This is a genomic window from Aurantivibrio infirmus (assembly GCF_054767315.1).
In genome coordinates, this window is sequence record NZ_BAAFSK010000003.1 from 349,625 (window position 1) to 370,579 (window position 20,955).

The following is a 20,955-nucleotide window of genomic DNA, read 5'->3' on the forward strand; positions in this document are numbered from 1 at the left end:
TTTCATACTCATTAATTCGTTTCATAGTTACTCATTGATTCTGCATCATCTGCAGCCTTCAAATACTGCTCTCTCTTTGCGTTTTTCTCAGAAATACCGTTTATTTCATTGCCCGATGTTCCTCCTGATCTTTTAGCACCTCCATTACTTTCAATCACCCTCTGCTCCCTCCCTCTTATAGCGTCAGGGTTGGTTGATGACCTGTCAAGATCGGCTGGCGCGAAGCCTTTCTCGTTCATATGATGGCCAGAATCCCTCCTTGCTATATTTTGCTCAGGGGTGCCGCATCCACTAGTCCTTCCACAGTAGACCTCTCCAGTTTCAGGGTTAGTTTTAGTGTAAGTTTGATATGTTTTCTCATTAGGTTTTGAATCTTGATCCCCCAAATCACTCTTCTTATCCGCTCCAGTTCCATTTCGATTTGCTCCATTCGGCTGAGCGTCGACCCCAGGTGCATCAGCTTTATCCGATCCTCTAGTGAGCTTTTGAAAACCGTCCGATATTTTATCCTCAATAGCTTTTACTTGATTGGGTGCAATTTTCTCAACAATATTCTTAGCATATTTTGCCTTTGACAGTACAATCGTCCCACCAGCCGTTATAGCAAGGTTTTTTACAACCCCCGCTCCATCAATTTCCCCCGTTTCCTGATAATTATCATAGGCTTTCTTAGCCTCTTTCACAGTCTGAGAAGCCCCATAAGCCGTCATTCCCCAGCCAACCACTTTAATCCCGATCATTACTGGAACAAAAAACAGTTCGCCAGTAGGATCTGAATACTTCAAAGGATTATTTAATACATAACTATAACGATTGTAACTTTGACTAAAATAAGGAGCCTGGATATACGGGTCTGCAGACATAAACCGACCCAATATTGGATCATAGACTCTACCATTCATATGAATGAGGCCTGTGGTCTCTAAATGCTCGTGCCCAGTAAAACCTCGGCTGGTATGTTGATACTGATCCTCGATACTTTGCTCAGGCGCTAACTGAGTCCAGCTTTCGTCACGTCGCTCACCAAATGGGTCAAACCCATTATTCCGCACAACGCTCCCTACATCATCAGTAATAACATCTATCGAGCCCAGGTAATCTGTGTGTAAATATTCAAAGCGCGTAGTGGCTCCGGCTAACGTTACTTCTCGTATGTGGAGTACTTCGTTGAATTTGGTTTTTTCATAAGCATTTACATTCCCTTCGGCAGGAATATTTAATTCAAATTTCCCATCATAAAGGTAAATCGTTTTATCGTAAGCGGAGCTTGGCCAAGCAATTGTTGTGTCATCTTGATTCAAAGTTTCTTTATAGAAACGCTTACCGTCGGCGTCATATTCGAAGGTATCTTTCGCCACAGGAGTATTAAGATCACCTTTAACTATTTCAACGGGAAGGCCCGATGCGTCATAAGTTATCCTTCTGTCTTCATCATCGGTAGGCGTATCTTCGAATATCATGTTTCCAGCATTATCATAATCGTAGTCATGCTGGACACCATTAACCTGTACGCTGTTAACGCTGTGCGGGCGCCCGTCATCGGTATAAGTGTAATTGGTTAAGTCATTGCCCCCACCCGTTTTTGCAAGTACGTTGCCAAGCTTATCGTATTCAAAGTCTAGATTTCTTGAGCCGCCAGAATAATTTGTCTGAGCGATGTCTAAGCGGTTGAGATTGTCATAGGTAAAGGTTTCAGTAGCACCCACTCTTAAATTGGCACGCTGGTGCAAGGTGCCATTTGACCACCAATCATAGGTATTATTTTGAACATTTCCGCCGACGCCAGTTTGCAAGGACGTAACCCGACCATTCTTCGAATCGTACCCTCGAATTGATTGCAAACCATTGCCAAATGTTTGCTGAACGATATTACCAAACGAATCGGTGTTATTAACTAGTGTTAGTAACTTGTTCGTATTGTGTTCGCGAAATTCACTGGAATAACCTTGGGCATTATATTCAGAACGCGTAGTTAGTCCCGAAGGGTATTGCTGGGTTTTTTCTCGACCGAAATTATCGTAGGTTAAATGAGAAGTAAATGAATTAGTATAATTTGGTAAATCAATTGTGGTGTCGATACGATCAACCTGTCCAAGGCTGTCGTAGTTGTAACTTTCAAAAAAACCTGGACTCGCTCGCGAACTTAAAAATCCGACCAGCAACGTATCATAATTCCAAATATGAGTTGCAGGCTGCACACCACCAAAATCAACAATACGCTGATTCAAACGCCCAATATCATCGTAGCTAAATTGCGTCGTTAATTGTCGCGCGTCTATCTTGGTTTTTAACTGATTCAATCCATCATAAAAATAGTTAGTTGTACCTGTATTTGGATCACTCAATAAAACCCGATTGCTAGCGCCATCGTAGCTCATCAAAACAACGGTAGTATTATCGCCATTGACCCTGGACCACCTTAAATTATCCAGTTGGTCATACTTAAAATCGCTAACCACCTCATCAAGAGTGCCCGAGGCATCAATCTTTTTAATAACTAAACCGAGGCTATTGTATTCTTCTACAGCAACCTGCGTCTTGCTTGCTCCAACCCTCGCAACAGTCTCGGTCGTTGTGACTCGATACTTATCATTGAGCCGCTCATATTCCGTATAAACCGAACCAGAATCTGGATAAGTACTACGCTCAAGCAAATGGAAGTCGTTTTCATATTCGTAGATAACAAACTCAGGTGTCGCTGTGGGCGTAACAACATAAGGTAAACTCCGCTGCTCAACCAGCCCTAGATGATTATAGAGCGTATCAACAGCTACCCATTCTCCCGTGTTAAAGCCTTCCTTTTCGGTTCGTATTACACGGCCTAATGCATCAAAATATTTAATATCTGTAGGCGCGCCTTTGATATTTTCAAACGGGTGTGTCGTTGTGATGGTAATTTTAAACGCGGGATTTACATAATCAAAACTACGAATAGAACCGCAACTGCCACTACAAAAATCGTAACTTGTCGATATCACAGTCCCATTGGGCTGTATTTTTTGAATTAACTGTCCTAGATCATTGTAAGTTTCGGATGAACTTAAACCGGTATTAGTATCTACCGAATGACTTACCTCTCCGAATCTAAGATCGTAAGTGAAATCATTTGAAAGTGCATGTCCAGTACCGGTCGGCTTGACGACAGTACCAGGATAAATATCGTCAACATAATTCAGATGTTGTGTGGTTCTTGTATTAAAATCACTTCCGGATACTATCGTGCTTATTAAATTACCTTTAGCCGAATAGTCCAATGTCGATGTCGACTTTTGGTAAAAACCTTGCCCGTCGTTAACTGATTGAATTAACTGTCCTACTTTAAAAGTATTGTACCCGGGAAAAACAAAATATTCGTTTTTGACACCCTTACTTTCGGATAGATCGGGAACTGAAATATCTGTTTCTATTTTAGCTTTAAAAGCGATAATCCAATTGGCAATATCGTTGCTATAAGTCGTTGTCGTTGTACTTTGTTTTTCGATTTTTGTAGCGATCGTCTCTCCGGACGTATCGTAACCAACAACGGTTGTCGCGGTTTCACTGTTGAGAACCCCAAGGGCAGCATCCCAATCGTAAGAGTAACTTGTATAACTCCCTCCTATAATATCCCCTTGTTCATTTAAAAAATGTTCTTTGTATGATGTAGGAACTTTGTACATCGTTGTTGAAAACAAAAAAGAAATCGGGTGAGGTTGTCCATTAGACCAAACAAGATCTTGCACATCATTCTCAACAAATGATAGCCGCCTAGCGCCAGGCTGACCGGCTATTCCAGAGTACCTAGCTTGCCGGTAGACGTGCCCCTCACCTGAAACTACTCCGCTTAACTCGGTATTTGCGTCATTAGTAGAACCCCAAGAGGCCGGATAATAGCTGGTATACAGATAGGTTCCGTCTGGTAAGGTTTTTCTTACCACCGTATTCCCTTTCGCAACACTCGGTAAATCTCGATATCTATAATCTGTAACGCGTTGCCCACCGATGCCGTCATCAACCCTTATTTGAGTAACAAATTGGTGGGTGAAGCTGAGGCCGGCTGTATAACTACCATAGTTATCTACAGGAATTTCAGTATCTGGAATCTGATAAATTGAAGCGTCCGAATCAACGGGGTTCTTATAATCAATTTCCGTTCGAATCCCAAAACCGTTGGTAATAGCATCCAAGGTAGTTAAACCAGGAACCTGGCCAATGGTCCAATCGAAAGTTGTAGCAGCCGAACAACTTCTCGCTGAGCCAGTCTGATCAAATCCACATTTCTGTATAGTGTTAAGAAGCTTTCCACTTGCTCCACCAGGAGGATTACGCTCTAATCGATATTCTGTAACGGGCACCCCATTAACTAGAATCAAAATATTCGTTAACACCGTATCTATAGTAACAATCGGATCGTTAGTATAAGAAAACTCTACCCTTCGACCAGCGTACTCTATTGACGAAACATTTTTATAGGCAATGCTCCCATCATAATTAATTGATATTACATTCCCAAATTCATCTTCGATTTCTTCTAGTAGCCAATTATCATTGCCAGGCCCATCGAAACATGTATCGGTCCTTCCAGATGACGTTATTCCATATTTATATTTTTTCCCGTCCTTAAGAGCGATATACCAAGGGTCGCCGTTAGCATCGGTTTGTTTTTCGACTCGTGTTTTATAATTTAGAATAGACCGATAAACTTCACCATTTGTAGTATCAACATCTTGTACAAGCGCACCATCTCCCGATAAGCCGAGTCCTATTAAAAGTGTTGACGGTGAACAAGATCGATTTATCTGGCTTACCCCTCCCAATTTCCATCTGTTAACGTGCCACGTGCTGCTTTGGTGGTAATTAAATCTCAATGAAGGCGTTAGCCCATTCACACCTTCAGGCACATCGATCCCGATACTGAGCGATAAACTACCATTTGCATCCACATCCACTAAATGTTCCAGCACTCCAGGTATGGTAGCCGGGATAATCGAAGGTGTTGTCGTTACAGAAACCCCAACCACCCCACCCCAAGCCGAACACGCACCAAAGTCACAAGCTCTAACCCGATAAGAATAAGAATCAACCACCAAACCAATTTCGTTACGAATTGCTGAGCTGTTGTTTTGAATAGTCGTCCAGCTACCGGAGACCGATTTGCGCTGTAGTTCATAAGAGCTAGCGCCACCTGGTGATAAACCCCACGAAAGATCGAAAGTCCCATCGTTATCAGGATTTGAATAACTGATCGCTCCGGGAACAGAAGGTGCATTTGCATTAACAGTGATATTGATTCGCTGAGTATCACTGAATCCAGCGGAATCAGTTATTAATGCGGTAATCTGATGATTCCCAACCGACAGCACGTTAGTACTAAAGGAACTTCCTAGACCTAAAACACCATCAGCATGAGAACTCCACTGTACAAAAGCGCTCAGATCGCCGTCTTGGGCATCAGTAGCGCTGGCTGTAAAAGTCGCGTTAGAACTTTGCGAAAAGGTCGAGCCTTCGATCGGAGACGTAATTGAAATAGTAGGCGGCGTATCAATCACGGCAACAACGTCAACGGTAATAACATTTGTACTCATCGAGCCGTCTAAATCAGTAATACTCGCTGTAATTTGATGAGGACCTAAACTTAAACTACTGACGTTAATTAATCCGCCGCTACCTAGGATACCGTCTAGGTTGGAACTCCATTGAATCGATGAACTTAAATCACCATCTTCAGCATCATTTGCCATTGCAGAAAATATTACTGTTTGGCCTTGCGGAAAACTGGAAGCACCGGTTGGCGCAATGATGTTAACGCTGGGTGCGGTGTTACTGGGTACACCACCGGTCGCGGTAAGGACAACGTCATCAATCCACATTGACGTAAATTCACCGGCAGAGGTTTTGTAATTGTTGTAGGCACCAATATCGATAGTATGCGTGCCCGCACCTAACTGGCCCAGATCAAATGTTTCTGTTATCCACCCGTTGGTACTAAGTGCAACACCGCCGTCGCCGTCGCCTGCTACGTGAAACAAATAGTCGTTACCTTGTGTTCCAATTTGTACACCGTCAACAGCGAAGATGGCTTCGCTGAATTCACTCGGCTCATAGTTGGGGCCTTGATCGAAAAAATAACGGAAGGAGATGGAAGCTGACTCGCCGGCATTGAGGGTGAAGCTTTTCTGCCAAGCACCGGACATGTCAGTAATGTTGTTACTGTCGATCCCGGCGAGTTCGACATAAAGGCAACCGCCGTTATCGCAACTGGAATCAATGACATGATTGCCACTCGCGTAGTTGGGGCTCGCGGAGTTTTTGAATACATCATCCAAGTAGATAAACCCTTGGGTATCTCCAGATGAGTCAAAAGTGCCACTAAAGACTTCACGGTTGCCTGATCCACCCGACCCAGAACCGGAATTCAAAACGGTAAGATTGGTGCTCGCTAAAGCGGATAAGCCCGAACTGTTCACCACACTGGCATTAATGATGTGAGTTCCAACGCTGAGCGAATTTACTGTCACGTCATCACCGACACCGAAAAGGCCATCAATATTTGAAACCCATTGCACGTTGCCACTAAGATCACCGTCAATCGCATCGGTTGCAGAAACGGAGAAGGTGACGGAATTTCCTACTGTGATTTGACTACCCATCGAAGGCTGGGTAATCGACAGTGTCGGTGCATTATTGGCAGGCGTATTTACCGATATGTTCAATACATCGCTACTCAGGGCACCGCTTGAGTCCGCAACGCTGGCGGTAATTTGGTGGCTGCCGGTGGTTAAACTATTTATGTTAATTGACCCGCCAAAACCTAGGCTGCCATCGAGATTGGAACTCCACTGAATGAGTGCACTTATATCACCCTCCTCAACGTCAATGGCTGTACTGGTAAAAGTAATAGTTTGGCCTTGGATAAAACTGGCATCGCTTGCAGGCGCCGAGATATTTATAGTGGGTGCCGTATTGCCGGCAACACCACCGGTGGCGGTGAGCACCACATCGTCAATCCACATTGAGGTAAATTCACCGGCAGAGGTTTTGTAATTGTTGTAAGCACCAATTTCGATGGTGTGCGTGCCCGCACCTAATTCACCCAGATCAAATGTTTCGGTGATCCAACCACTGGTGCTGAGTGCCGGGCCGCCGTCTCCATCACCTGCTACGTGAAATAAATAATCGTTACCTTGGGTACCGATGAGCACACCATCCACTGAGAACAAGGCTTCGCTGAATTCGCTCGGCTCATAATTGGGGCCCTGATCGAAAAAATAGCGGAAGGTGATGGAAGCTGACTCGCCGGCATTGAGGGTGAAGCTTTTCTGCCAAGCACCGGACATGTCAGTGATGTTGTTGCTGTCGATCCCCGCGAGTTCGACATACAGGCAACCGCCATTATCACAACTGGCATCAACTACCTGATTGCCACTGGCATAGTTGGGGCTCGCTGAGTTTCTGAATGCGTCGTCCAGGTAGGCAAAACCTTGAGTATCACCAGCTGCATCAAAAGTGCCGTTGAAGACTTCGCGGCTACCTGAACCACCCGATCCTGAATTCACTACCGTTAGATTGGTATTTGTCGAAGCAGACAAACCTGAACTGTCTGCCACACTGGCAGTTATGGTGTGGATTCCAAGGCTGAGGGAGCTGACGATTAAGCCGTCGCCACTGCCTAACACGCCATCAAGATTGGAACTCCATTGCACGCTGCTGCTTAGATCACCATCGTTATCATCAGTGGCGGTGACTAACAATGCGACGGGATCACCTAAGGTAATTTGGCCACCCGCTAGCGGTGCATTAATGGCAAGAGTAGGTGGTGAGTTTGATGGGATAGAAACTACTGATGGCGACGAGGTTGCATAAGCACTGCAATTAGTCGTGCTACCTAAAGTATGACACCCTCGAACGCGGTAACTATAATCGCCATCACTCAACTCTGTGTCGGTGTAGGTCCAAGGAGCATTTGAAATAGTTGCAATACTTGTCCATGCGCCTCCGTTATCTTGTCGTTCAAGGTTGTAAGAACTCGCGACGCCACTCGACACGCCCCAATCGATAGTGAAGTTACCATCGGTACTTGTGGTTGGTGAGACGTTAATTGAGGAAGGGACTCCCGGCGCAACAACTACATCGACGGTATGGACTGAAGTCCAACTTGAACATGACAAACTATTGCAAGCCTGTACTCGATACTCATAAGTATTGCTCGATAGGCTCGCTTCAACAACGGACAACGCGTTTTCATCTTGACGCACTCCCCAAGTCCCGCCGTGAACGCGACGTTCGAGGATATACGAATCCGCAGTCCCATTGGCAGCGCCCCAAGACAAATTGTAACCACCATTTGCAGAGTTAGGCCCAACAATTGAACCTGGTGTGCTAGCGAAATTAACTACCTGAACTGACGCAATTGACGTCCATGAGGAACAGGAATACTGATTACATTTCTGTGCTCTATATTGATAATTCCCATCTGTTTTTCCACTAAAAACTTTGAACAACTCAGAACTATCTTGAACTATTGAAAATGCACTTCCGTTCAGGCTCTCTTGTAAAATGTAATCTCCGGTTCCGGAACTCGCTCCCCACGTAAGTGTATAACCACCATCTGAATCCTGGTTGGAACCACCATGTGAAAGCCCAGAAAAACTAACAGATCCGGGCGTACCTGGAGTTTTTACTATATTAATGACTTGAGTCGCTGTATATCCGCTACACCCATTTGCACTGCATGCCCTAGCACGATACTCGTACGAACCATCTGTTAACCCTCCAAATGGTTTAGACAATCCAGAACCACTGTAAACTTGCGACCAATTGCCTGAATTCAATCTTTGTTCTAGTTCGTAACTTGTTGGGTTATTTGCAGATGCACCCCAATTAACACTGAACCCGCCATCAATGTCGACTGCTGGCGGATTTGACACATCAATAAAAGAAATTGCAGCGGGGATGGTTGGGGGAGCTAAAGCTACAGTGACTTGGGTAACGCCAACTCCAACCTCGAATGGTCCGATGCAAATGTTGTAAGGGGGATAACAGGTTTGTTCGGTCAGATTATAAAATGAATAGACATACACGCCATTGGACTTACCAGAATATGGAATTGATGATCCAACAGTAATATAGCCATCATAAATAACAACCCCATCCTTCATTTCTCGTACACGGTTAGGGTTGGACGGAGAGGTTGATAAAGTATAGCTCCCTGTCGTGTTTGTTACAGTACTCCCAATCTCATAAGTTTGCGCTTGGGAATTAATGCTAAACAAAAAAATTGCGAGTAACAGAAGTACAACACACGATTCAATGGTTATTTTTTTCATGAATTCCCCAAGCTCGTCCTGATGAAGACGCAGGCATAGTTATTATAAAAATATTTAATCCGAAAAATACCGATAGAAAGTAAACTGAATCTATTTTTTAAATTAAACTACGATTATGTACAAACATAACTTTATTAATTTAACGAACACATCTTCTTATCATTATTTTATTTAACCAGTCGACACTACCCGATTTCCAAAACTTTTCCAACAAATAATTTACCAGTGTTTATCTCTAATCTGTATTTAAGCGATACAAGCTATTTCGATTGCGGGCACATCAGCCAACAATGCCGGGATATCAGGCTTGTTGATTTGGATGCCAGATGAACTATCAACCATACGAGAGCGAGTTAAATATCCTTCAGGCGGCAATACCTTGTGGATGAAACAGATTCATTTGCGGCTTTTATAGTTAAGAATAAATACGGCTGACAACGTGATACGGCTAGAACCATTTAAATAAAGCAAAGGAAAGCTACAAGAGAACAAATGGCGGACGAAAAAGGTTTTTATTTGATCAGTTACAGTTTTTTAATTATGTATATCGTGAATTGAAAGGAAACGTTAATAACGTTTAAAAAAATAAAAGTAATTATTTGATGGTTAAAAACATACTTAAAAAAATCAAATTTAAATTAAATTCGTGTATTTTTAATCAATACGCTAGTTTAAAGGCTACTTTGTAGCATCGCGAGCCTTATCCAAATGCTCACACATCATCGCTGTACCCAATAATATTCTCGTGGTATGTCGCTGGATAAGATCGGGTGGAATATAAAACACTGACGCATTTTTAACGGCGGTAATTGAACCCCACTGCCGCCAGTCGCTGAGCCAAGGAGGTTCTTTTTCATCGACACCGCTAGCGACAATCACATCGGGATTGCGCGCTATTACCGATTCTATTGAGATCTTTGGTGCGAGCGGAATGGCATCGGCGAATAAGTTTTCCCCTTGGCAAACATTTATCACACTACTGATAATGTGATTTTTATTTAAAGTTTGTAACGGCTCGTGCCAGACTTCGTAAAACACACTGACGACGTTTTTATTTTCACTATTTAGTCGCAACTGAGTGAGCTGCGCCTCAAATTGCTCGGCAACGTTTTCACTCACGGTTTCCGTCCCAGCCAAGATACCAATATCTCTTATTGACTTCGAAATATCTGCCATCGTTATAGGCTCATCAACGTATACCGGCAAGCCAAGCGATTGTAGCTGAGCGATAGTTTGCGAGCCATTTCCCGAACCCCACGCGATCACCAAATCTGGATCAAGCGCGACAATCGTTTCTAAGCTTAAGGTATCAAAACCGCCAACTTTTCTTATTGAATTTGCTTCCGGCGGATAAAGGTTGTAATCGATCGTTCCGAATAACTTATCTCCGGCCCCTGCGGAAAAAACGTTTTCAACAATGTGCGGTGACAAGGCGATTATTCGTTGCGCTGGTTTATCTAAGTGAATTTCATTACCAACGTAATCAACAACAAATATTTTATTGAACACTTCATCAGATTCACTAGCCGCATCCACACTTGCAAGGAGTGTTACTAAAAATGCAATTAACGGAATCGCCTTTATCAACACTGAATTAATCATGTTTCGCTACACACGCTGATATAAAAATGTGACGATTGGAGTATTTTTATGCGGACAAGGTACCAAGGTCAATGACACTGAAAAAACAGGTTCCAATATTTCAGCGCGAATTACCTCGTTTGCATTCCCACACGCAACTAACTCGCCTTCGGACATACATAAAAATTTATCCGAATACTCCAAGGCCAAATTAATATCGTGAGCAACCGCAACCACGGCTACGCCTTGATCAGCAATCGTTTTGATAGCCGCTACCAAGAGATTTTGATTTTTAAGATCTAATGCTGTGCTTGGCTCATCCAACAACAATACTCGAGGCCACTTTTTTTCGCTTTGATCATTCACCTGCCAAACCTGGGCCAACACCCGCGCGAGCTGTACACGTTGCTGTTCTCCACCGGACAATTGTGAATAGCATCGGGCTAACATATGATCCAATTCCAGCAAAGCGCAAACGTCAAATACGATTTTTTCATCGATCTCTAAACCAGTTGTATGTGGTGTACGCCCGAGAGCGACAACTTCTGCAACGGTAAAGGGAAAATCTAATCGGGTGTTTTGGGACAACACGGCTAGTCTTTGCGCTTTTTCCTTGATCGAATAACGATAGATGTTTTGACCGGCGAGATCGACTGAACCCGTCGTTACGTTTTCTTTCAGGCTTCCGCCTAACGCAGCAATTAAGGTTGATTTTCCTGCGCCGTTCGGCCCTATAACCGTCATCACTTCGCCAGCCGCCAAAGAAAAACTTAAATTCTTCAAGACAGCTTTTTTACCTCGACGTATCGAAACCGAGTCTGCAATTAATACGTGTTTGTCAGTCATAATGCCGCCTTTTTACCAATAAAAAGATAAAAAACGGAGCACCCAGTAAGGCGGTAACCAGACCTACCGGCAATTCAGCCGGTGCAACAATAAAGCGCGCTAAGGTATCTGCAATCATCAATAAAATTGCCCCAGCTAGAGCGGAAAAAATTAGCAAATATCGATGATCAGCGCCAATTAAACGGCGCATAATGTGCGGCACAATTAAACCAAGAAAGGAAATAGTTCCAGCGACTGCAACGGAACTCCCCACTGCCGCAGCAACTAAAATAATTAACACTTTTTTTACTCTTTCGACATCGACGCCTAAATATCCCGCTTCGGATTCCCCTAACAGCATTGCATTCAAAGCCGTCGCATATTTCGGCAAAATAATTAGAGTGATGGTTAAGACAAATAACACGATTAAAATTCGTGGGTAATCTGCACCTTCAAGACCGCCCATTTTCCACAAACTAATTCGTCGTAACATTGCATTATCTGCAACAAACTCCAAACCACTGGTAACACTACTAGCCAAGGCTGTGATGGCAATACCGACTAACAGCATGGTTGCAACTGACGTCCCTCGATCAGTGGTAGCCAAGCGGTATACTAGCCAAACCGAAACAATGCCACCCAAAAATGCGCCCACAGAAACCAACCATAAACTAAAAACGTATTGCGATAAGCTCGCGCTCATCACGATAACCACACTCCCGCCCGCAGAGGCACCCGCAGTCACACCAATTAAAGAAGGATCGGCCAAAGGGTTTCTAAACAAACCTTGCGTCACGGCACCACTGACCGCCAATAAAGCACCGACGATAGCGGCCAGCAAAACGCGCGGAAAACGAATCACGCTGACAATTGTTTCTGCTTGGGTTTGTAGGCTTGAATCGAGCAAACCTAGATAAAATTCACTAAGACTAACGGGAACGGAGCCGAAAAATAGAGAAAAGATTAGCACCAGTATTAAAACTGATAGCATTATAAGCAACACTAACCCGAAAGATTTTTTGTTGCTTCGCGATGCCTGAAATGAATTTCTTAAAGCATCAAAGGTAGCCACTAGAAATCCACACCTTTGCGCGCTTTTATTCCAGCTTTGAAAGCGTGTTTTACATCTTTTATTTCCGAGATCGTATCTGCAATTTCACGCAATGCACTACCACCGCCTCTGCCAGTAATCACAACACTTTGTTCACGTGGTCGATTATTAACTGCATTTACAATACGAGCTTCCTCGAGATAATCAAAGGCTAACATATAGGTCAATTCATCGAGCACAACTAAATCATAGCTCGCATCTTGCAACATCGACTCACACACCAACCAGGTTCGCTCTGCGGCTTGAATATCACTGCTTCGATCTTGAGTATCCCAGGTAAAACCTGTTCCCATTTGATAAAACGCTAAGTCAGGATAGCGTTGTTGCAAATAAATTTCTTCACCAGAAAGTTGTTCGCCTTTTATAAATTGAACCACCCCCACCTTTTGCCCATAACCGAGCGCTCGCATTACCATGCCGAAAGCGGAGCTACTCTTTCCCTTACCATCGCCAGTCAACAATATCACGACGCCACGATCAATCGATGCCGCTTGTATCGCGGCATCGACATTCGTTTTTTGCTTTCTCATCGCCGCATTATGTTTGTGATCTTTTCGCGATGATTTTTCGTCTTGTTTACTAATAAGCTCACCCTGCTCGCTGATTAAAAACGGCTTTAAGAAAATAAAAAATGGTTTAAAAAGACAAGCTCAGACCTAAGTTAAAATAACGCCCTGGCGTTTGATAAGATATTACTTCCTGATAATCTTCATCAAGCAAGTTATTGATCGACGAAAAGATATTAACAACTGAACTTAGCTGATAGGAAGCGCCCACATTTAGCAGCAAATAGGAGTCCAAACGAGATTGCCCAGTTGAACCCATTCTAAAATCATTATCCAATTGAGTACCGCTGTACAGCGCACCAAAATTAATTTTCGCTCTATCATCAAAGAGAACGTACTGAATATCTAAACTTGCCGTATTTTGCGGCCGACGAACTTCACGCTGATCATTTTGTTGTGAATTGGTATAGGTATAAGCACCGGATAGCGAAATGTTGCGCAGAAAATTCCCTTGAAAACTCAATTCAACACCTGAGCGATCACTATCAAGCTGGGAATTTTGTGGTGTCGCAGCAAAAGTAAACGGGTCAAAGGCTGTGACAATTTCATTTTCCAGATCAGCCTTAAAATAAGTTAGATCAACCGAGAAATCACCATCAAGAAAGATTCGTTCGAGACCGAGATCCCAAGCAAATGATTTTTCTGGCAATAAGCCAGGGTTGCCGACAAAAGTCGCAGGAATAAATCCAAACTGCTCGAAAAAAGAGGGATTGGTTACACCCGTACCGACGCTGGCATGCATCCTAGTTTCATCACCAAGCCATAATGCACTGGTAAAACGATAGGTCGACTCATCCTCAAATGCATCGTTATTATCGTTACGTGCCGTTAAAGACAAAAACAAACGATCGGCAAAATCTGATCGATATTCCACACCAACCCCCTTCAGCACCCTAGTTTTCTCGACGCCTTGGGAAGGATTAAAAAACATTAGCGAACCTGGAGCTTCCGGTGTTTTCTGCTTGTGCGTTTCTTTTTCACGCTCAAAAAACACCGCAACTTGATGTGAATAATTATTTACATCCGGAAAAATAAGCGCCGATGACAAGGCCAACTTTGATCTCGAGTTATCATCGCCAAAATCGATCAAGCCCGCATCAGTGAGACTTTGATTATCCCTATCAGTGTAATCATAAGAAAAGCGATTAATGAGATGGCCATTCATTAAACTCAAGTTTATACCCGCAAAGTAGTTTTTCTCTTCAAGCGTAGCCGAGCCTCGAGTATCAACTGCAACGCCTTGCAAGGCCGTTCCAAAAAAACCACTGCCATCAACATCGGAGTCTTTATCGACATAACGAATCCCAGCGTCGACGGAAAAAATATCCGTTAACTGAAATTTTACACTGCCCGATAAAGAATTATTTTCGTCCTTATCGTCATCTTCTAAAGCATTACTATAAATGGAAGCATCAAACGCGCTCTCCTGATGAAGCAATTGTAATTTTCCGCTCACCCGCTCAGAAGCCGCATAAGCATGAATTGTTTCTCGGTTATAATCTAAGCTGCCCGCCTCCACACTGACGTCCAGACCCATCCCTTGTTTATTACGACTGATGATATTAATGACGCCCGCCGTTGCATTCGACCCGTACAAACCGCTTTGCGGCCCGCGCAATATTTCTATACGGTCAATATTAGCGGCAACCAACGAAGAAAAATCGAAGCCGCCATTGGCATCATTCACCTTCACACCATCAATAATTACCAAAACATGATTTGCTTCCGCGCCTCTGATTCTAACTTCAGTAAAACCTCCGCCGGCGCCAGTACGCGTTATTGCCAAACCAGGAACACGACGTAAGACGTCAGAAACATAAGGGGTCGCGAGTGCATCGATCATTTCGGAGGTCACCACCGTGACAGCACTACCGAGCTGACCTTTTTCAATCTCAAAATTAGAACCAACAATTACTATTTCATCCATATCATCCGCGACGAGAGAAGACGGAAGAAAAAAAACACTAAAGATTAATAAGACACTAAAAATTATTTTCGATACAGAAGATCGAGATCCAAAATTTTTGGATTCTAAATTAGAAACAATCACACAACACCTCAATGGCCGTAATATTTAAAAGGCAATCGAGAGAGGACAAGGACAAGATGACGGATGATAAGTCGAATAGAAGAGTCCTGGATGGTAGCCCTCCGCTCCATCAGTTAAACCATCACAAGGCTGGTATCGGGCTCGTGTTTTAAATTCACTTACCGTTGCGGGGGCAGCACTGGTATTACACCAAGTTTCCCATTTAACCTACTCAGCTTTTATGCTCGCAACTAAGCGAAAAAAAGCAGTAGGCACCATGCGTTAGTGCTGCGCAATTTAGAGAGTCTATGAGCCAAAGTCAAGAAATAAGGTGGGTAAGATAAATCGCAGGAATAAAAAAACGAGCTCTTAGAGCTCGTTTTTAACAGAAGCGGAAACGATGCCGGCGCTTAAGCGTCAACAACCTCTGCGCCATGTTTTTTGTCCGCAGTGCGTTTGTTTTCTTCTTCTTGAAGAATACGCCACATAACTTTGCCGCTTCCTGACTTAGGTAGCGCATCGACAAACTCGACAATTTTCGGCACCTTGTATGCGGCCATATGCTGCTTAGACCATTCAGTAATTTCTTCTTCCTTGATTTTTCCTTTCGCTTTTTCCATCAACACAATACAGGCTTTTACTGTTTCACCACGATACTGATCTTTACTACCGATGATGCAAGCTTCTTGAACGTCGGGATGGTTATACAAAAGTGCTTCCACTTCGGCCGGCCACACTTTAAAACCAGATGCATTGATCATGCGTTTTAATCGGTCGGTGATAAAGAAGTAACCTTCTTCATCGATCTTGCCTAAATCACCCGTTCTAAAAAATGTTCTACCATCAAATTCAATCATCACGTCTTTGGTAGCTTGCTCATTGCGCCAGTAACCCAACATGACTTGCGGACCGCAAACAATAATTTCACCTGTCTCACCTTGCTCAACTTCTTTTAGTGTTTCTGGATTAATGATTGCCGCGTCCGTACCAAAAGTCGGCAAACCTAAACATTGACGTTTTGGCCGGTACATTGGGTTGGAGTGCGTTGGCGCAATGGTTTCTGATAAGCCATAGCCCTCTAAGAAATCCAAGCCAAAAGTATCTTTCACTTTTTTCGCAACAGCTTCCGGCATTGCCGCACCGCCGCCGCCAATATAACGAAGCGTATCGACTTTGAAATTTTCGATATTTGGACTGCCAAATAAATCGATGATCATCGTAGGGATTGCCGTCCAATGAGTAACGGAATAACGAGAGACGTAACTTCCCGCCACTTCTCTATCCCAGCGTGGCAACATCACGACGGTCGAGCCTAAGGCAATGGGAGTATTCATCCCGTACTGCATTCCGGTGACATGGAATAGGGGTAATACAGATAGTGAAACGGCATCCGCTGTCAGGCTGTTCGAATAAGCCCCACAAAATAAGGTGTGCTGGACGGTTCGATGACTGTGCATGCACCCTTTTGGAAATCCTGTTGTGCCTGATGTATATGGCATCACAGCAAGATCATCTGGTTTCGCAGTATGCGGTCCTGGCTTATGAGCAGTGGCCAAAGCATCAGTCCATTTTTCAGTACCAGAAGGCAGTTCATAATTGCCTTCTAATAGCGGCTGCATAACTGGCGGTGGCGCATCTTCAGGGTGTGGGTAGGTTTCAGGTAAGGCTTCAGCGTAATTAGTCACCAAAATGTGTTTTAGTTGATTCTCTTTGGGTAATTTATCGCTGGCATTTTTTGCGTAGGTCGCCAACTCAGCCGCACATAAAGCGACTGTCGCATCAGTATCCGTAATGTAGTGCTGAAATTCTTCCTCACGATTCATTGGATTAACGGGAATAACAACCGCATTCGCTCTCAAGATCGCGTAGTAGCCGATGATAAATTGTGGCGAATTTTGCATGTACAACAAAACTCGATCGCCTTTTTTAACGCCGCCGACTTGCTCCAACCAACCCGCTACACTCTCGACATCCTGGTACAACTGACGGTAGCTGATCGAATTCCCAAAAAACATAATTGCGGTTCGATCAGGGTAGCGTCGGTGGGTAATGTCCAAATTTTCCCACAAGGTCACTTCTGGCAAAGCAATATCACGAGGCAAGTGTTTAGGCCAAAAATCTAAATAGCGTTTATCCACCGTAAAATATCTCCATCGGCTGAAGGGTTTCCCCAGTTACATTTTATTGTTGATGATCGTTGTTGACGTTTCTAGCTTTGACCAAGTCGATTTACAGCTCACAAATAAGCCTCAGTCCAGAGACTGATGGCTCTTAGCAACACAAGATATTATCGGTTTGGGATGGTGCTTATTATTATCAAACGCCTCTTTTAGGGGGCGCATTCTACCCTATTTTGCCACCCCAACAGAAGTTAATTTGTGCAATATATAGCCTAAAAGAACGGCTAGAAGGCCCAAAAGTAGTGACTTTCTCCCACCTTTCTGTCACCGCGAATACTTTATACGGAATTTATGGATTTCCGATTGAACCTCCCAAAAACTTATTGGTCGAAGCCGACTAGCCAATCTTCTCAGCGAGGAGAATCCCCCTTACCAATTAATCGAGAATTGAGAATCGTAGTCACTTCAACATCAACTTCGTTTAAAAAATAAAAAGGAAAGCTAAGCATGTTTACCACCAAACCTTCTCATCGTGTACAAAATACATTGAAACAGCGCATCTGCTTAGTCGCCACTGCGGCAGCGACTATAATTGCTCTATCCGTGCAAAGCCCCGCTTTTGCGTTCGACAAGGCTTCTCTTGATGCTGCGCTGAACGGATCACATCGATCGGCAGAGAATAAGGCTCGCGACCAGTATCGAAAACCCGCTGCTGTTTTGGAGTTTTTAGGTATCGATAGCTCGCAAACCGTTGTCGAAAGCTGGCCAGGTGGCGGCTGGTATACCCAAGTTCTTGCGCCCTACTTTAAAGGCAAAGGGAAGTTCATTGCTGCAGAAGGGCGTGTGAATCCAAATTTTGCCAAGATGCTAGAAAGCGACGCAGTATACAGTGAAGTGGTTAAAGTGACCTTTGCCGACGGTATCGCAGATCCAGGCACAGTCGATGCAGTCCTTGATTTTCGTAACGCTCACAACTGGTTAGGCAACAAAGATCGTGCGGAACCACTAGTCAAAGCCTGGCATCACGCCTTAAAAACCGGCGGTGTTGTTGGTATCGTCGATCACCGTATGGATGATGACAGTACCGTTACCAGAAGAACGGGTTACATCAAAGAAAAAGACCTAATCGCTTTTATGGAAAGCCATGGTTTTTCTTTTGTTGCGCGCTCCGATGCACTAGCAAACCCAAAGGATACTAAAGACTATGAAGGTGGTGTTTGGAGCCTTCCTCCCGTACTGCGCAACAAAGAAGTCGACAAAGAAAAATATTTAGCAATAGGTGAAAGTGATCGTATGCTGCTTAAATTTGTCAAAAAATAGTGCGCGATTTTTAAAGAATAAAAAAGGTGGGCTTGCCCACCTTTTTTATTCCCCATTTTCCAATTTCCCTCACCTGAAACAGCACACCAATATCTTGCAACGCGAAACCTCGCCACCGACGCCAATCGCCTTGTGCCTCGAATATATGAAAAGCTTAAAAAGCTATCTTGTCGAAAAAAATTCAAAATAAATGTGACTTTCATGCCTTTACGCTCGTCTAATTCCCGACCAAAACGGAATCGATTGAAGTTCGTCGTCCGAACAACACCAAAATCGATAAGTTATTACCATTAGGAGAATAATTCATGAAACTGCAGAACCGATTCAAACAAGTCTTTTTAATTGGAAGTCTTAGCCTGATAGCTTGCTCATCAGTATTCGCGGATGAAATGCGCGACTCATTGTTTAAACAAGTAGACCTCGCCTTAAAAAGTGCCAACGAGGCACGCGCTTCTGTGCTTGCGCCAAAAAGCTACGAAGAGGCTGCCATACTCTACCGAAAAGCAGAAGATCGCTTAAAGAAAGGCCAGAGTATTGACCGTATTCGAAAAGACCTCGAAGAGGCGGTTGAACACTTTAATACTGCAGCCGATGCGACTCGCTTAGCCGAAGTCACTTTCACCACGACTATTCAAGCAAGAAATGATGCTGAAGCTGCGCAAGCGGAAACATACGCCAGTGAACTATGGGAAAACGCGGAGAAATCCTTCGCGATTGCAGCTCGACGTTTAGAAGCAGGTAATGTAAACCGAGCCCGTAAGGAATCACAGGAAGCTGAAACACAATATCGATCTGCCGAACTACAGGCAATAAAAATCAATTATCTAAGCGAAACTACCAAACTGATAAGCAATGCAAAACAAAATAGAGTTGACCGTTATGCGCCATTGACTCTCTCGAAAGCAGAATCTTTGCTGGCAGAAGCCGAAAGAGAACTAGTTGAAAATCGTTACGATACAGATCGGCCACGCTTGCTGGCAAAACAAGCTCGCTATGAAGCGAAACATGCGATCTATATTGCCGACGCAGTAAAACCTCTACGTGAAAAAGACCAGTCTCCAGAGGAATTCATCTTGAGTGCTGAAATACCCGTTGCCGAAATTGCTAGCGGATTAGATCTTGTTGCTGAGTTTGATACCGGTATGGAACAACCGACCAAACAGATTCGCGATCAAATCGCTGTACTCCGCACAGAATCTGCGGAGTTATTTGAACGAAAAAATGACATCCTCAGTTTGGAAGCAGAAATTCAACAACTTGAAGCGAGACTCGGCGTACAATCAGAGCGTTTAGCCAATCAAGAAGAATACCGCCGTCGATTTACCGCTATTGAAAACCTTTTTACTAGCGATGAAGCGATCGTACTTTCACAAGGCGGTAATGTGGTTATTAGAACTATCGGTTTAAATTTCGATCCAGGTAGCTCACAAATAGGTACACAGTATTTCAGCTTATTGAAAAAAGTACAGGAAGCTTTACAGCAATTCCCAAATAGTGCCGTAGTTGTTGAAGGGCACACTGACTCTTTCGGTGGTGACGAAGCGAATTTAAACTTGTCTGTCGCGCGTGCCGAAGCTGTTCGTGAATACTTATTGGCAAACATGTCAGATCGCTCAACGGCCAACATTGAAGCCGTGGGTTACGGAGAAACAAAACCTATTGGCAATAACGAAACTGTTGAAGGTAGAACTAAAAATCGCCGAATCGATTTGGTGCTCAAATCCACCTTGCGATAAGTCACCAAGCTAACTCTGAACAATCAATCCGGCCGATACGGCCGGATATTTAAATAAGCACTCAATGTTCTATTTAAAAAGTTCTCTTCACCCAAAAAACCAAAAAAGGAGATTCCATGCTCAACAATGAAGAAGAAGTGATCGGTCAATTATTTCGAGAGCAACTCCATCAATCTCAACTGGAAGACGATTTTCAGAATTCAAGTGCAGACAAAAAAATAGAAAACTCAATAAAAATTGCGAACCATCAAACAGGTACCCGCGATTTGATCGCTTTATTTTTAGCAGGAACTTTTACATTCTTCATCGCGCTTCTTGCACCTTTAAGCACTAAAATTATTCGCTCTAATAATAAATAACTC

At 43.7% G+C, this 20,955-nt stretch carries 10 protein-coding genes and 1 riboswitch; of the genes, 3 read left to right on the forward strand and 7 right to left on the reverse strand.

What is annotated here, in order from left to right; all coding sequences use genetic code 11:
- Positions 1-11: 11 nt before the first annotated feature.
- The 7 genes from ACYUCY_RS08345 to ACYUCY_RS08375 all read right to left on the reverse strand — a co-directional run bounded on the left by ACYUCY_RS08345 (position 12) and on the right by ACYUCY_RS08375 (position 17,555).
- Positions 12-9,305 (reverse strand): RHS repeat-associated core domain-containing protein, encoded by a 9,294-nt coding sequence (locus tag ACYUCY_RS08345; RefSeq protein WP_460226010.1) that lies wholly within the window; start codon positions 9,303-9,305, stop codon positions 12-14.
- A 678-nt stretch (positions 9,306-9,983) separates the two neighbouring features.
- Positions 9,984-10,907, reverse strand: coding sequence for a cobalamin-binding protein (locus ACYUCY_RS08350; protein ID WP_460226011.1), 924 nt, complete (start codon positions 10,905-10,907; stop codon positions 9,984-9,986).
- A 6-nt stretch (positions 10,908-10,913) separates the two neighbouring features.
- A complete protein-coding gene (locus ACYUCY_RS08355; RefSeq protein WP_460226012.1) occupies positions 10,914-11,732 on the reverse strand; it encodes a heme ABC transporter ATP-binding protein in 819 nt (272 codons plus the stop codon).
- The gene (locus tag ACYUCY_RS08360; protein WP_460226013.1) at positions 11,725-12,702 is read right to left on the reverse strand and encodes a FecCD family ABC transporter permease; all 978 of its coding nucleotides are present in this window, start codon (positions 12,700-12,702) and stop codon (positions 11,725-11,727) included. The genes ACYUCY_RS08355 and ACYUCY_RS08360 overlap by 8 nt, the downstream gene beginning before the upstream one ends.
- 80 nt (positions 12,703-12,782) lie before the next feature.
- A complete protein-coding gene (cobO, locus tag ACYUCY_RS08365) occupies positions 12,783-13,406 on the reverse strand; it encodes a cob(I)yrinic acid a,c-diamide adenosyltransferase (protein WP_460226230.1) in 624 nt (207 codons plus the stop codon).
- A gap of 52 nt (positions 13,407-13,458) precedes the next feature.
- Positions 13,459-15,315 carry a TonB-dependent receptor plug domain-containing protein gene (locus ACYUCY_RS08370; RefSeq protein ID WP_460226014.1) on the reverse strand — a complete coding sequence of 619 codons (1,857 nt, stop codon included), beginning with the start codon at positions 15,313-15,315 and terminating at the stop codon, positions 13,459-13,461.
- A gap of 233 nt (positions 15,316-15,548) precedes the next feature.
- A riboswitch (cobalamin riboswitch) is annotated at positions 15,549-15,674 on the reverse strand.
- Positions 15,675-15,827: 153 nt separating this feature from the next.
- A complete protein-coding gene (locus ACYUCY_RS08375) occupies positions 15,828-17,555 on the reverse strand; it encodes a long-chain fatty acid--CoA ligase (protein ID WP_460226015.1) in 1,728 nt (575 codons plus the stop codon).
- Positions 17,556-18,044: 489 nt separating this feature from the next.
- Between ACYUCY_RS08375 and ACYUCY_RS08380 the strand changes: the two genes are divergently transcribed.
- From ACYUCY_RS08380 to ACYUCY_RS08390, 3 genes are all read left to right on the forward strand, one after another.
- Positions 18,045-18,857: a class I SAM-dependent methyltransferase gene (locus ACYUCY_RS08380; protein ID WP_460226016.1), complete on the forward strand. Its 813-nt coding sequence runs from the start codon at positions 18,045-18,047 to the stop codon at positions 18,855-18,857.
- A gap of 305 nt (positions 18,858-19,162) precedes the next feature.
- Positions 19,163-20,593 carry an OmpA family protein gene (locus ACYUCY_RS08385; RefSeq protein WP_460226017.1) on the forward strand — a complete coding sequence of 477 codons (1,431 nt, stop codon included), beginning with the start codon at positions 19,163-19,165 and terminating at the stop codon, positions 20,591-20,593.
- Between the two features lie 116 nt (positions 20,594-20,709).
- On the forward strand, positions 20,710-20,952 hold the full coding sequence (locus ACYUCY_RS08390) for a hypothetical protein (protein WP_460226018.1): 243 nt from the start codon (positions 20,710-20,712) through the stop codon (positions 20,950-20,952).
- The last annotated feature ends 3 nt before the right edge of the window (positions 20,953-20,955 follow it).

What these genes read in the sequence shown, in the direction of transcription:
- ACYUCY_RS08370 (WP_460226014.1), bottom strand. Translation starts at nt 15,315, where the DNA reads ATGGATGAAATAGTAATTGTTGGTTCTAATTTTGAGATTGAAAAAGGT.
- ACYUCY_RS08380 (WP_460226016.1), top strand. Translation starts at nt 18,045, where the DNA reads ATGTTTACCACCAAACCTTCTCATCGTGTACAAAATACATTGAAACAG.
- ACYUCY_RS08355 (WP_460226012.1), bottom strand. Translation starts at nt 11,732, where the DNA reads ATGACTGACAAACACGTATTAATTGCAGACTCGGTTTCGATACGTCGA.
- ACYUCY_RS08345 (WP_460226010.1), bottom strand. Translation starts at nt 9,305, where the DNA reads ATGAAAAAAATAACCATTGAATCGTGTGTTGTACTTCTGTTACTCGCA.
- ACYUCY_RS08385 (WP_460226017.1), top strand. Translation starts at nt 19,163, where the DNA reads ATGAAACTGCAGAACCGATTCAAACAAGTCTTTTTAATTGGAAGTCTT.
- ACYUCY_RS08390 (WP_460226018.1), top strand. Translation starts at nt 20,710, where the DNA reads ATGCTCAACAATGAAGAAGAAGTGATCGGTCAATTATTTCGAGAGCAA.
- ACYUCY_RS08350 (WP_460226011.1), bottom strand. Translation starts at nt 10,907, where the DNA reads ATGATTAATTCAGTGTTGATAAAGGCGATTCCGTTAATTGCATTTTTA.
- ACYUCY_RS08360 (WP_460226013.1), bottom strand. Translation starts at nt 12,702, where the DNA reads ATGCTATCAGTTTTAATACTGGTGCTAATCTTTTCTCTATTTTTCGGC.